Annotated in this window: 10 protein-coding genes; 6 read left to right on the forward strand and 4 right to left on the reverse strand. The window is 62.0% G+C overall.

Annotated features, from left to right (window positions below; genetic code table 11):
• Window positions 1-3: 3 nt before the first annotated feature.
• The 3 genes from G505_RS0108110 to G505_RS0108120 form a co-directional block, all read right to left on the reverse strand.
• Window positions 4-1,029, reverse strand: a complete 1,026-nt coding sequence (locus G505_RS0108110) for a DUF2860 family protein (protein ID WP_028109107.1) — start codon at window positions 1,027-1,029, stop codon at window positions 4-6.
• Between the two features lie 113 nt (window positions 1,030-1,142).
• On the reverse strand, window positions 1,143-4,127 hold the full coding sequence (locus G505_RS0108115; protein ID WP_028109108.1) for an efflux RND transporter permease subunit: 2,985 nt from the start codon (window positions 4,125-4,127) through the stop codon (window positions 1,143-1,145).
• Window positions 4,124-4,909, reverse strand: coding sequence for an efflux RND transporter periplasmic adaptor subunit (locus G505_RS0108120; RefSeq protein ID WP_028109109.1), 786 nt, complete (start codon window positions 4,907-4,909; stop codon window positions 4,124-4,126). The genes G505_RS0108115 and G505_RS0108120 overlap by 4 nt, the downstream gene beginning before the upstream one ends.
• A gap of 187 nt (window positions 4,910-5,096) precedes the next feature.
• On the opposite strand from G505_RS0108120, the gene G505_RS0108125 reads away from it, so the two are divergent.
• The 6 genes from G505_RS0108125 (at window position 5,097) to G505_RS20980 (ending at window position 12,735) form a co-directional block, all read left to right on the forward strand.
• Entirely contained in the window at window positions 5,097-5,435 is a 339-nt protein-coding gene (locus G505_RS0108125) for a hypothetical protein (RefSeq protein WP_028109110.1), read from the forward strand.
• A gap of 162 nt (window positions 5,436-5,597) precedes the next feature.
• The gene (locus tag G505_RS0108130) at window positions 5,598-6,815 is read left to right on the forward strand and encodes a TolC family protein (RefSeq protein ID WP_028109111.1); all 1,218 of its coding nucleotides are present in this window, start codon (window positions 5,598-5,600) and stop codon (window positions 6,813-6,815) included.
• A gap of 17 nt (window positions 6,816-6,832) precedes the next feature.
• Window positions 6,833-8,080, forward strand: a complete 1,248-nt coding sequence (locus G505_RS20970) for an efflux RND transporter periplasmic adaptor subunit (RefSeq protein ID WP_169628201.1) — start codon at window positions 6,833-6,835, stop codon at window positions 8,078-8,080.
• Window positions 8,081-8,091: 11 nt separating this feature from the next.
• Window positions 8,092-11,271: an efflux RND transporter permease subunit gene (locus G505_RS0108140; protein WP_028109112.1), complete on the forward strand. Its 3,180-nt coding sequence runs from the start codon at window positions 8,092-8,094 to the stop codon at window positions 11,269-11,271.
• A gap of 153 nt (window positions 11,272-11,424) precedes the next feature.
• Window positions 11,425-12,183, forward strand: a complete 759-nt coding sequence (locus G505_RS22395) for a helix-turn-helix transcriptional regulator (protein ID WP_028109113.1) — start codon at window positions 11,425-11,427, stop codon at window positions 12,181-12,183.
• A 39-nt stretch (window positions 12,184-12,222) separates the two neighbouring features.
• Window positions 12,223-12,735, forward strand: a complete 513-nt coding sequence (locus G505_RS20980; RefSeq protein WP_051215994.1) for a GNAT family N-acetyltransferase — start codon at window positions 12,223-12,225, stop codon at window positions 12,733-12,735.
• A 107-nt stretch (window positions 12,736-12,842) separates the two neighbouring features.
• On the opposite strand, the gene G505_RS22400 is transcribed toward G505_RS20980, so the two are convergent.
• Entirely contained in the window at window positions 12,843-14,384 is a 1,542-nt protein-coding gene (locus G505_RS22400) for a hypothetical protein (protein WP_028109114.1), read from the reverse strand.
• Between the last annotated feature and the right edge of the window lie 117 nt (window positions 14,385-14,501).

Here is a 14,501-nt window from a genome sequence, read left to right on the forward strand (position 1 = left end):
CCCTCAGCGGAATCGGTACAAGAGTGTCAGACTGGCACCGAAAAGATCAGAGTCGTAGAACTCTACTCTCGCATCGGATTCAAAATAGAGCAATCCCAATCTAATATCCCATTGATTCAATCCCATAGGTTTGTGCCAGAACAGGTTGGCGCCCAATCCGTACTCGTCGGCATCCGGCGGCTCATCAAAGACCGGGTTGTCCGCGTCGTAATCACGATCGCTGTAATAGCCGGTTACGGCGGCGCTGTAGTTGGCGCCCTCATACAGATAAGTGAGCTGCATCCCCTTGCTCTGCCCCTCGTTGGCCGGGCCATCGATGCTGCGCTGGGTAAACAGCAGGGCAGGGATCAGGCTCTGGTTGTCACTGAGCTTCCACAAGGCATTGAATTCAAAGCGGTGATGGTCTCCATCGCGGCGAAGCTGGGTCTGCTCCTCCATGGTCAGTTCACCGTTGATGCGCAGCTCCTCTCCCGCCCTGTCGTTATCCACGTCGATGCGGCGGTAGGTGTAGCTTAGCCCCAGGGTTGACCCGGCAATGGCGCTCCACCCCAGTCGAACGCCCTGGGAGTCCCGATCGGTCCGCTTCCTGCTGCCTTCGTCGAGGAAGGGATCCTCCCACACTTCGGTGGGCAAAGCGGAGATCACATAGCCGGCGGAGAGTATGCCCCAGTCATCCAGACTGTGGCGTATCCCAATCTGGTGGGTCAGGTCCAGCCGCACCATGTCCTGCACCAAATTTCCCACAAACAACTGGGTTTTCAGTCCCTCGAAGGTGTAACGCAGGTCCAGCAGAATGTCGGGCGAGGTGACGGAATCGGACTGTGGCGCCCTGTCCAGCCCCTGGCTCTGCTCGTTGTTGAGATCGACAAACCGGTTGCCGGTAATGAAATTCGAGCCAACATCGTAATAGACCGCCCCAGCGCCGATGTAACCGCTCCAACCGGGCAGGTCTGGCATGGACAGGGGATCGCTGGCGTATACTGGCGAGGCAAGGAGAAGACCGGAGAGCAAAATCAGGCGAGCGGGCATGGCAAAGGCTCCAGGATGAAGTGAATATCGACCCTGGTTTGAGTATAGCCAGCGCACAGGAAGCCATTGCTTCAGATTGAAAAAATGACGCGGCCCGCAGACCGCGTCACTCGTTAATTGCGACGAATGAGCAGTGCGTTGTACCCCGCCGGCACCAGCAGCAGGACCAAAGGCGCCGACAGCAGCACCCCCCAGCCGATCACCAGAGAGATGGGCGACATCAGGTTGTCATAGCCACCAAAGCCATAGGCCAGGGGCAACAGGCCCGCCACCGTGGTCAGGGTGGTCACCATCATCGGGCGGATGCGACTGGCTGCGCCCTCAAGCAGTTGTTTTCTGCGCTCCCTTGGGTCGGCGGAGAACACCATGCCGTGATAGTGATAGAGCAGCACCAGGGCGTTATTGACCACCACCCCGGTCATGCCGATGATCCCCACCGCCGCAAAGAAGCTCAGAGGTTTGCCGTGACTCCAGAGCACCAACAGAGAAGCGGCCACCGCCGCCGGAACCACCGCCAAGCCAACCAGGGCTTCTCCCAGACGGTCAAACAGCAGGGCCATCAGCATGGCGATGGCCAGCAGCGCCAGGGCCATGGCAACGGCCAGTCCGGTCATCGACTCCCGGGTCTCCCTGGCCTGACCGGCACTGTAGATGGAGACCGACGGCTCTCCTCTGCCAGCGAAGGCGGCCATCAGCGCGTCTTCGGTGGCGATGGGATCGGTGATGTTGGGATCAAGGCTGGCGGATACCCGAATTGCTCGCTCGCCGTTGTAGTGGTTGATCACTTCGTCTCTGCTGGCGGAGTGCCAACGCACCAGGCGATCCAGTGGCACCAGTTCACCGCTGTCCCCCCGAAGATAGAGGTGGTTCATCTCGGAAATCTCCCGATCGTCGGGTTCCAGCACCACCCGATAGAAGATCTCCTCATCCTCCTTGAATACCCGCGTGACCCGCTCCCCCTCGATGGCCAAACGTATGGTCCTGCCCAGAGACTGAGTATCCACCCCATAGCGGCTTAACCAGGGGTACACCGGATCCGCTTTCATCTGCGCCACCTCATCCGCCATGGACAGGTGAGGCGCGATCACCCCGGGCTGCTGCTCCAGCCATTGAACTATGGCCTCGGCCTGAGCCTGACGAGCCTCATCACTGCCACCGGCTATCTGCAGATCCACCGGGCGCGCCCCAGGAGGGCCACCGCTGTCGACGTCGTACTCCACTTCGAGAATTCCCGGCAGGGCCTGAGTCAGGGTCTGCCAACCCCTGACCACCTCGCCGGCGGTCACCTTGCGGTGGCCCGCCGGTGTCAGACTGACGGTCCAGCTGGCTTCACTCTCCCCTATCTCGCCATACCAGCTCACCACCTCTTCGGTAGCGGCCAGCATCCGGTCGATGGCCTGAGCGTTGGACCAGCTCTGCTCCAGGGTCTGATTGCCACTCATCTGGGCGGAGATCTCCACCAGATAGGCGCCGTCTGTGGGGAAAAACAGCATGGGGAGCTGTTTCTGCAAACCCCAGGCCGCCGCCAGAGAACCCAACACCACGGTGGCCAACAGGGCCCGACTGTGATTGAGGGCCCAGGCGATGATCGGTGTGAATGACTGCCCCACAGGCCGGGGGGAAGGTTGCGGCTTGGCCAGCACCGTCCTCATATGGGCCGGGATGACAATCAGCGCATCGATAAAGGAGAACGCCAGGGCCACGGTAATGGTCAAGGGCAACACATAGAGCATCTTGCCCATCTGCCCCGGCAGAAACAGCATGGGCAGAAACGCCAGCACCGTGGTCAGTATGCTGACCACGATGGCGGGATACACCTCCTGAACCCCTTTGCTTATAGCCTCGGCTACCCCCTCCCCCGCCTCTCGTCGGGCGGATATGCGCTCACTGACCACCACAGCGTCATCGACGATGATGCCAATGATCAGGATCAGCGCCGCCATGGTGTAGCTGTCCAGGATCTGGCCAGAGAGCAGCAGAACCGTCATGGTGCCCAGCAGGCAGAAGGGGATGGAAAACGCCACCCAGGGCGCCACACTGCGATTCAGGCAGAGGGAGAGCACCACCACCACCAGGGCCAGACCGCTGAGCCCATTCCATTTGACGATGTCAAAGCGGGCACGGATCTCTTCAGCGATGTCGAAGCCCACGCTCAGTTGGTACTCCTCTCCAATTCTCTGACCTTCGCTGGCCAGCACAGCGCGCACCGCATCCGAGGTGGTCAGCACATCCGCCTCCTCGGTGGCGCGCAGATCAAAGCCGATGGCCACCTGGCCATTGATGGTGGCGATGCTGGAGCGCCGCTCAAACCCCTGGGAGATGCCACCGCTGACGTCCTTGAGGGTCACCTGGGGCACGCTTTTGAGCTGAAGGTCCGCCAGTTCATCGGGCTGGAGCATCTGAGCCGAGGTGATCAGCTCCAGCTCGCCCTGGGCCGTCTGCACCGCACCACCGGTGATCAGCACGTTGCGCTTGGCGATGGCGTCGGCCACATCAATCAGGGTCAGCTGATGACGCTTAAGCTGTTCAGGCTCCAGCTCAATCCAGAACTCCCGGTCGCGCAGATCGATGAGGTGTACCTCACTGATCCCCTGAACCCGGCGCAACTTCAGCTCCAGCAGGCGCGCCTGCTCCCGCAGCTCGTCATAGGGCTTGTCGGCGCTGATCCCCACCACCATAAAGTCCAGGTTGGAGGACTTGGCCACCCGAACCAGAGGCGCATCGGTCACCCCTGCCGGCAGGTTGGTGACCCGGTTGACCGCATCACGGATGTCCTGATACACCGAGGCCACATCTTTCACCGACGGCTCCAGCTCGATGTAGATGTTGGAGGACCCAGACGCAGAGCGGGAGGTGAACTTGCGGGTGCCAGCCACCGACAACAACTCCTTCTCCAGCTTACCGGTGACGTTGGCCTCCACATCCTCGGCGGAGGCGCCGGGGTACTGGGTGGTGACCGTCACCTTGCCAAGGTCGATGCGCGGTTTCTCTGCCAGGGGCAGACGGTAGAGAGCCAGTATGCCCAGAATCACCAGGCAGAGACTCATCAGGTTGGCCGCCAACCGGCGACCACAAAACCAATTCAACAACGCCGTCATTGACCGGACTCCGCAGCGACGGCGTCTAGGTAGACCTCGGCGCGGTATCCTGGCTGAATGCTCAGTTCGGCGTTATCCAGATCCAGCTCCGCCAGATACCCCTTGCCGTCAATGGTGAGCGACGGCGAGATGCGGCTGACCCTGGCCCCGACGCTGCGCGCCAGAGCCGGAATGAATACCCGCATCGGGGTGCCCACCGACAAGGACAGAGAGTCCTGTTCAATCAGCACCAGCTGCACCTTGACCCTGTCCATCTGCACCAATTCAAACAGGGGATCTCCAGCGCTGACCCATTGGCCTTGCTCCACGAAACGGGCGCCGACATGGGCGGCAAAAGGCGCGGTCAAACGGGTCTTGTCAAAGGACATTTGCGCCTGAGCCACTAGACTGCGGTCAACCTGGACCTGGGCGGCGCTGACGCTGAACTTACGCTGCTGTTCGTCCAGCTCACTCTCGGCCAGGGATTGCTTGCCCGCCAGCTCACTCATGCGCTGGAGTTGGCGTCTCTGGCTGTCGCGCTCTGCTTGAGAGAGCGCCAACTGCGCCTTGGCCATGGCCAGGGCCAGCTCGGCATCTTCGGGATTCAACCCCACTAACGGCTCACCTGCCTCAACCCTGTCACCAATCTCCGCCCGGTAACTCTCCACCACCCCTTCACTCTGGGCACTGACCACCACCTGACGGTAGGCTTTCACCTCTCCCACCAGATAGTCGGCGCCCTGGCTGGCAAAAGCCGCCAGGGATAAAAGGACGGCCCCTATGGCGCCCCTAGGAATACGCATCTTGCTGTCCCCTGTTATGAGTTCACAGGGTCAGTCTCTCTCAGGGGGCGTTGAAAAAACGTCAATGGCCTGCCGACTCTGGTTGTTTGAACCCGTTGACAAAAGCCATAAATTTTTCTCTAGGGCGGGAACCTTGTTTGCTGTTAGGATTCCAAGCTCTCAACTGGCACCGGACCTTTGCGACCGAATGAAACGACTGATCCTGCTCATGGTACTGACCCTGCTCAGCCAGACCGCCAACGCGGTGCTGGAGGGTCGTCATGCGCACATCGGTGCGGATCTGCAAAGCATTGAATTTCACTTCGACAGTGGCACTCACAACCACGACAGCCATCACGATGAGACTCAGGAGCACAGTCACTCAGACGGGGAAACCTGCCTGCACCATCACTGCCATGCTGGCCATCTGGCCATCGCCGTGACCCCGACAAACCCTGACAACGCGCCTCAATCCCAGCATTACCTCTACCTTCGGGGTTGCCCCGAACCTCAGCCCGGCGAGCTGCTCAGACCCCCCATCGCCTGATCCTGCCTCTGCCAGCGCAGCCGCTCCCTGATTGTCGATCTCCATCACCGACCACCGCGTCTGTGATGCCGTGGATGCATTCCATTTACGCTCTCTTCGAGCCCCTCTGCGACTGGCCTTTAAGTCAATTTGATCATCAATTTGTCGCAGGATCTTATCCCTATGCACATTATTGCCCGCACTGCCCTGATGGCAGTGGGCCTGTGCGCCGCCCAAGGCGTACAGGCCACCCCCTGGTCCACGTTTGCCCAACAGGCCCTGGACAGCCTCGAGGCTTTGCCCGACATTCAGGCTCAGCAGGCCGAGCTTACACTGTCTAACCTGGCGGTGGAGACCGCCAGTCAGGCCCTCTACAACCCGGATCTCTCCCTCGATGTAGAGAGCATTGGCGCGTCCGGCGCCAAAGAGGAGTTCACCCTGGGGGTGTCTCAGACCATCGACTGGTCAGACAAACGGGGCTATCGCCGCCGAGTGGCTCAACTCTCCGCCCTCGAGGCCCAGGCCCAATATCGCCAGAGTCGCAACCAGGCCCTGGCCAGGCTGCTCAGCGGCTGGATCAACCTGCACCAGGCCCAGACCCTGGTCAGCTACGCCACCGAACAGCAACAGCGCACCCAAAGCATGCTGAGCCTGGCCGAGCGCATGGTTCAGGTGGGTGAACTGGCGCCACTGGACCGGCAGCTGATCACCCTGGAGTTGGCCCGGGTGGCAGGCAGTCATGCCGATGCCCTGCAGGCCCTGGCCCAGGCCAAGGCCGAAGTCAGGCTCGCCGGTGGCAACCCGCAGCAGGCCCTGCCCGCCTGGTCGGCGAGCTTTCAGCAACCCTCCCTCGACGTCACCCCGGAGCTGCCTGCCCTAAGAGGCGCCTACCAGAAGGTGCTGGCTGCCCGAACCGGGCTGGCGCTGGCCCGCACGGAAGGCAACCCGGATCCAACCCTCTCCCTGGGCGCCAAAACCGATGGTGATGACAGCAGCCTGCAATTGGGGGTCTCTGTGCCACTGAACATTCGCAACCGCTACCGGGGCGAGATAGCCCAGGCCAGTCAGGCGATCGTGGTGGCCGAAAGACAGTACCTCGACGCGTCGCGCACCCTGGAGATCACCCTGGCCTCACTGGCCGAGCGCTACCAGTCGGTCAGCCGGAGCTATCACCGATGGCAGACGCTGACCCAGGACTCGCTGCAAAGCAGTCAGGCGTTGCTGCAGACCCTGTGGCGTGGCGGCGAGATGCCCACCAGCCAATACCTGCAATCTCAGCAGCAACTGACCGACACCCGGGTCACCGGCGCCCAACTGGCGGCGCAGCAAAGCACCCTGTGGATCGAGATGATGGCCCAGCGCGGCGACCTGGAAACCTGGCTGGTTGACCAGGCCCAATGAATTCGAGGAACAGCACCATGAAAAACAGAACAATGACTCCCCTGATGGCCGCCCTGCTGCTGGCCTTTGCCCAGCCACCTGTCCTGGCCAGCGATGACCATGATCATCAGGCCGCTGAGGGTCAGCCCCACATCGAACTGAACCTGGATGACCACGACCACGGCATTGCCGAAGAGGGGCATGAACATCAGGCCGAGGCCCGCGACCATGGCCATGAGTCCGACGACAATGACCACGACCATGAGGAGGGTGAAGCGCACGAGGAGGAGGGGCTGCTGCTCAGCCCAGCCCAAAGCGCCATCGCCGGCATCGAAGTGGCCACGGTGTTGGAAACCAGCCTGGACTTTCAGCATCCTCTGCCCGCCCAGCTGCTGACCAACCCCAATCAGACCAGTGCCCTGTCGTTGCCGGTGGATGCCCGGGTGATCGCCCGCCATGTGGCTCCTGGCCAGGAGGTTAAGCAGGGGACCGAACTGCTGACCCTGGCCTCCAGCGCCATCGCCGACACCCAGGGCAGACACCTTCTGGCCCTGGCCGAATGGCGCCGGGTCAAATCCCTGGGGAAACAGGCAGTCTCAGCCAGCCGCTACCAGCAGGCCCGAATCGATCTGGAAACCAGCCTGCAGGATCTGCTGGCCCTGGGAATGACCCAGCCCCAGATCGACGCCCTGGACCAACAGGAGAGCCGACTTGGCCAATTCATCCTGCTCGCCCCCCACGACGGCACGGTTCAGCAGGACAACTCGGTGATGCAGCAAAACCAGCCGGCGCTGACCACCCTGATGGTGTTGGCCAATGAGCACACCCTGTGGGCCAAGGCTCAGGTGACCCCCAGCCAGTCAGCCCTGGTTACCCTGGGCAAACGCGTCACCCTGAGGGTGGGAGACCAACTGGTGCAAGCCCGGGTGATTGGCCGAGATCACCAGCTGGATCCCACTACCCGCACCGAATCGGTGCGCCTGGTGCTGGCCAACCCGGACCACCGCCTGCATGCCGGCCAGTTTGCCACCGCCTACCTCAGCCAGAGCCAGCGCCGTGGCATCGTACTGCCGGATACCGCCCTGGCCCGCAGCCCGGACGGGGACTGGATGGTCTACCTCTATGACGGCGAACGTTACGCCGCCACCGAGGTACAGGTGCTCAGCAGCCAGGAGGGGATGAATCTGATCAGCGGCATCACACCCGGCAGCCAGGTCGCGGTGCAAGGCGCCTTCTTCCTGGCCTCGGAACAGGCCAAATCGGGCTTTGAGATCCACAACCACTGACGGGACCGCGCATGCTGAACTCAATCATCGCATCAGCGGTTCGTAACCGGCTGATTATTTTGCTACTGCTGCTGACCACCCTGGTGGCGGCGGCCTTCATGCTGCCCAGGCTCAACCTGGATGCCTTTCCGGACGTCACCAATGTTCAGGTCACGGTCAACACCCAGGCGGAGGGCCTGGCTTCGGAAGAGGTGGAGCAGTTGATCACCTACCCCATCGAAGCCTCCATGTACTCCCTGCCCGGAGTGACCGAAGTGCGCTCCCTGTCGCGCACCGGCCTCTCCATGGTGACCGTGGTGTTCGAGGAGGGCACCGACATCTACTTTGCCCGCCAGCAGGTGTTTGAACAGCTGCAGGCGGCCCAGGAGAACATTCCCCAGGGCGTGGGCACGCCGGAGATGGGGCCCAATACCTCCGGCCTGGGTCAGGTGTACCAATACCTGCTGCGCGCCGAGCCCGGCAGTGGCTATGACGCCATGGCGCTGCGCGGTCTCAACGACTACCTGGTCAAGCTGATGCTGATGCCGGTGGATGGGGTCACCTCGGTGCTCTCCTTCGGCGGCGAAGTGCGCCAATACCAGGTGCGGCTCGACCCCACCAAGATGCAGTCCTATCGGCTGACCCTGGACGACGTCCAACAGACCCTGCAGGCCAACAACCGCAACACCGGCGGATGGTTCATGCCCCGGGGGCAGGAGCAGTTCGTGGTCCGTGGTTACGGTTTTATTCCTGCCGGAGACGGGGGGCTGCAAGCGATTCGGCAGCTGCCACTGAAAGCGGTCGACGGCACCCCGGTGACCATAGGCCACGTCGCCGAAGTGAACTACGGCTCCGAGATCCGCGTCGGCGCCGTCTCCATGACCCGCCGGGATGATCAAGGAAGTCCCCAGCCCCTGGGCGAGGTGGTCTCCGGGGTGGTGCTCAAGCGGATGGGGGCCAACACCAAAGCCACCATCGATGACATCAAGCTGAGGGTTCCCCTGATCCAGCAGGCGCTGCCCGAGGGGGTCACCTTCGAGCCCTACTACGACAACGCCGATCTGGTGGCCAAGGCGGTAAAGACGGTAACCGATGCCCTGATGATCGCCTTTGGCCTGATCATCGTCATCCTGGCGCTGTTTCTGCTGAACTTACGTGCCACCCTGCTGGTACTGCTCTCCATTCCGGTGGCCATCGGCATCGCCCTGATGATCATGGCCTACTTCAACATGTCGGCCAACCTGATGTCCCTGGGGGGACTGGCGGTGGCCATCGGCATGCTGGTGGACGGCTCGGTGGTGATGGTGGAGAACATCTTCAAGCACCTGAGTCAACCAGACCGCCGCCACCTGGATGACGCCCGCGCCCGCAGCGGCGAAACCGACCCTCACCACGCCGGTGACGACAGCCAGGGCATCGCCATGCGCATCAAGGCCGCCGCCCAGGAGGTCGCCAGCCCGGTGTTCTTCGCCACCAGCATCATCATCGTGGTGTTCGCGCCGCTGTTCACCCTGCAAGGGGTGGAAGGCAAGATGTTCCAGCCGATGGCCGTGAGCATCATCCTGGCGATGCTGACCGCACTGGCGGTGGCGCTGCTGGTGGTGCCCGCCCTGGCCACCATGATGTTCAAGCGAGGCGTCAGCTTCCGCCCCAGCCCGGTGGTCACCCCACTGGAGCGCGGCTACCGCAAACTGCTGGCGAAGATCATCCACCGCCCCAGGGCGGTGATCATCGCTGCCCTGCTGGCCTTTGGTGCCACCCTCAGCCTGGTGCCACAGCTGGGCACCGAATTCGTGCCTGAACTTGAGGAGGGCACCATCAACATCCGGGTGACCCTGGCGCCCACCGCCAACCTGGAGACCAGCCTGGCGGTGGCCCCGAAGCTGGAACAGATCCTGCTGGATTTCCCCGAGGTGGAGTACGCCCTCAGCCGGATTGGTGCCGCCGAGCTGGGGGGCGACCCCGAGCCCATCAGCAACATCGAGATCTACGTCGGCCTGAAGCCCATGGAGCTGTGGACCTCGGCCAGCGACCGCTTCGAACTGCAACGCAGGATGGAGGAGAGGCTGTCCCAGTTTCCCGGGCTGCTGTTTACCTTCAGCCAGCCCATCGCCACCCGGGTGGATGAGCTGCTCTCCGGTGTCCGTGCGCAACTGGCCATCAAGCTGTTTGGTCCGGACCTGGACATCCTGGCCGCCAAGGGCAAGGAGATCGAGGAGCTGGTGAAACAGGTGGACGGTGCCGTGGGAGTCGCCATGGAGCAGATCCAGGGAGAGCTGCAACTGGTGGTGCGCCCCGACCGGGCCAGGCTGGCCCGCTACGGCATCAGCGTCGACAGCGTGCTGCAACTGGTGTCCGACGGCATCGGCGGCCGCGAGGCGGGCCAGGTGATCGACGGCAACGCCCGCTATGACATCCAGCTGCGTTTCGCCGAACGGTTCCGCAACAGCCCGGAGAAACTGGCCGATCTGCTGCTCTACGCCCCGGACGGCAGCCAGGTACGCCTGGGCGACGTGGCTGAAATTGGCATGGAGAGCGCCCCGCCCAACATCCGCCGTGATGACGTCCAGCGACGGGTGGTGATCCAGGCCAACGTTGCTGGCCGGGACATGGGCTCGGTGGTGGCCGACATCTACCAGACCGTCGCCGACAATGCCCAACTGCCTGCCGGTTATGGGGTCAAGGTGGGGGGCCAGTACGAGAGCCAGCAGCGTGCCCAGCAACGGCTGGCCATCGTGGTGCCCCTGTCGGTGGCGCTGATCGCCCTGCTGCTCTACTTCAGCTTCGGCTCCATCAGCCAGGCGATGCTGATCATGGCCAATGTGCCCCTGGCACTGATCGGTGGGGTCCTGGCGCTTTACCTCACCGGTACCTACCTGTCGGTGCCCAGCTCCATCGGCTTCATCACCCTGTTCGGGGTGGCGGTGCTCAATGGGGTGGTGCTGGTGGATGCCATCAACCAGAGAGTCGCCAGTGGCGAGAGCGTGGCCCAGGCCGCCTTCGAAGGGGCGATAAGCCGGCTGCGTCCGGTGCTAATGACCGCCCTGACCTCGGCCCTGGGCCTGTTGCCGGTGATCCTCTCCACCGGCATCGGCTCGGAAGTGCAGCGTCCCCTGGCGATGGTGATCATCGGCGGCCTGGTCAGCTCCACCGCCCTGACCCTGCTGGTGCTGCCCACCCTGTACCAGAGGTTCGCCGCTAAACAGCCCTAATGAGGCTCTACCAATCAGGCGCCGCCGTCAGGCGGTGCCTGCCCTCCTCCGCAACAACTGGTTAACACCCTGATTCAGGTCAAAAATCACTCAACCTCTGTCATTTACACTTGAGGGGCATGAAAGACTGGTCGGATGAATTGCGGAGAATCTATGGATTGGCAGCCTCTCTATTACTGGATCAAAGAACTGTGTCAGGCAGAGGATGATGCCGCGCTCAGTCACGCCCTGAACAGGCTGACCCAGCTGCTGCAGGCGGACAGCAGCCTGCTGTTCCTGGTGGACCCCAGTACGGGTCAACCGCAAAGCTTTGCCGCCGGCCTGTCCCAACGCTCCCTGGCCTTTATGGCCAGTCACAGCCGGGAGGACCGCTACCTGCACACCTACATCGAGCAGAACCAGTTTGGTCATGCGGTCTGCCTGCAGGAGCTGCTGCCCCGCCCCAGGGCGGAGGAGGACGGCTTCCTGGAGCGCTTCGCCCCCCACTTTGATTACCGCTACTCCATGGGACTGCTGCTGCCCCTCATTAATGGCCGTCAGTTGGGTCTCTCCTGCCATCGTCGGCGTACGCCGTTTCCCAAGGGGATCGAGCACACCCTGCAGTGTGTGGGCGCCGCCCTGCTGCCCTGGGCACAGCTGAGACTGGCTCCCAAACTCAACCCTCAGCTGAACTTTGCCACCCTGCCCGAAGGGCTCACCCACGCCGAATGCCAGGTGCTGCAACTGCTGGCTCAGGGGATGGACGGCAGCGAGATCGCCCGTCACCGGGGCGTCAGCAAGGAGACGGTGAAGAGCCAGGTCAAATCCCTGCTGCACAAAACCGGCAGCCGCCACCAGAACCATCTCCTCAGCCAGTTGCGCGAAAAAAGCTTCGCCAGGTCCCCCTTGAATCCAGCCATGAGTTGCGGTTAAGTGATCCCCTGAAGAGCAAACTCAACAGGGAAGATGGCGATGATCGAGTGGGAAACCGACAGGCTGATCCTCAAACGATTTTCATTGGGGGATGTGGACGGCTTCCTCGAGTTGAACAGCGACCCGGATGTGCTGACCTACACGGGTGACCGACCCTTTGACACTCGCGAACAGGTCGCAAGATTCATCGAGGACTACACGCAATACCAGCTCAATGGCTTTGGTCGCTGGTCCGTGTACCTGAAAGAGACAGGGGAATACCTGGGGTTTTGTGGCCTTCGAAGGGCTGAGCGCGGCGGTGAGGTGGACATCGGCTTCCGGTTTATGCGCAAGCACTGGCGCCAGGGCTACGCGTTGGAGTCCTCCCTTGCCGCCCTGAAACTGGCCTTCGGACGATACCAACTGGACAGGGTCGTGGCCCGGGCCATGGAGGACAACCGGGCCTCCCACGGAGTGATCCGCAAGCTGGGCATGACCCGCTGCGGCTGTTTTACCGAGGGTGGGGTCAACTGGGTCACCTATGAGCTTTTCGCCCCGGACGTTAAGCGGTAACAAGCCCACTGGCGCCCGCTAATTCACCACACTCTCCAGGGAAAAGAGGTAAAAAAAGGGCGAGGGGCACAAGGCCCGACACCCTTTGGTACTAGCAGACTACGCAACTATTTTTCCATGCGCACCAGCAGGGCATACACATAGGCACCGTCTTCCTCGGGATAGAGGTTGATGGCCACATCGTAGGAGGCGTTCACCAGCCAGTAGCCGTTGTACTCATCCTTGATCATGCCGTCGGCCAGGGTCAGTTTCATGGTGTCGACAACTTCCAGGTCCGCTTGTGGATCGTCCGTGGCCTTCTGATGCCAGCTGCTGTTGCCTTCGGCGTCAAACACCACCTCATCCAGGCTGTAGTTGAAGGCGTAGGCGTCGTTCTCGGACGCGGGCACATTGAGGGTGACGCTGTACCAGCGGCCTTCCAGGCCCGCCAGGGTCAGCTGTTCAGGTTGCTTCACCCCCAGCATCAGTTCCTGCTCGACATCGTCCCAGACCGCCACCTGCATGATGACGTCCTTATTGGCGGACAGTTGGATGTAACCTTCCTCCTCATCCAGCACCCGGCCGGTGGCATCCAGCCCCATGGTGAACTGATCGGTCGCATTGTTATCGGTGCCGCCCAGATCGCGGAAGTCCACCGCGCCCTTGTCGTCGATGTTCAGGTGATAGACACCGAAACCATATTGGGCAGGGTCGCCGACCTTGTGGGCCGGGGTATACAGGCTGCCGACGAACCATTCGCCCTGAAGGTCGGCCAGTTCATAGGACTCGGCCCGCTTCAGGGCCACGGCGATGCGCTGGCGCTCCTCTTCACCGGCATACCAGAGCAGCATCTGCTCGCCGGTGTCCATCTGCGCCAGCTCCTCATCGTCCTCAAACTGAATCTTACCCTGGGCATCGATGGCGACGGCGTAGCTCTCCTGATCGTACTTCTCACCACTCAAGGTGAACTCATCCACGGTCAGGGTGGCGTCGGCGATGGCCCAGTTGGCCAGGCGGTAGTCCATGTAGTCGGCGTTGAAGAAGCCGTATCTCGGCGTCAGCCACTCCATGGAGACCCAGTTGCCGTTCAGGTCCATGTCGCTAAAGCCCGGGTTAACGGTTTCATCGAAGTGGTCGAGGGCCTCCTCTTCGCTGACCAGATCTGCAACATCCAGACCCGCCGTCTCCATGGCGCCGGTCATCTGAGTCTCAAACTGGTCGCCGGTGACATCAATGGTCACCTCACCCAGGGCGGTGACCACCGCTGCTGGGATGCTGATGCCGTTGTCCGGGTTGCCGTCTTCATCCAGAGATTGCAGTAACCTCAGGGTATTCACCACCGCCTGGGTGGTGGGGTCATCCGTATCAAACAGGTCGAGCGGGGTTACCTGCTCGCCACCGGCCACCGCCGGGAACTGGGTTCCCCCCAGGCTAAACTGCACCTGCTCCCCGGCAACGTACAGGAACTCACCGGCAGCATTGGTGGTGCCGCCCTGAGTGTCGGTGGCAAAGGTCAGCCCGCCAACCGGGCTGTCCACAAACACACCGGTCAGCACATCGGGCTCAATCGGGGGCTTGGGGTCGGAATCGGAATCGCTGCCACATCCGCCCATCAGGGCTGCGGCGGCGGCCAGTATCAGAAATTGGTTGAATCCATGTTGTTTTTTCATACTTACCTCCTGCTAGTCACCCCATTGATACTCGCAAGGAAAAACAGGTTCATCCCCCGTCCGGGGGATAGGTCAATCAACCCTGATCCCGATCAATCCATTTGGGCGTTTTTTCCC

Origin of the sequence: Ferrimonas futtsuensis DSM 18154 (genome assembly GCF_000422645.1) — a bacterium.
GTDB classification, from domain to species: Bacteria; Pseudomonadota; Gammaproteobacteria; order Enterobacterales; family Shewanellaceae; genus Ferrimonas; species Ferrimonas futtsuensis.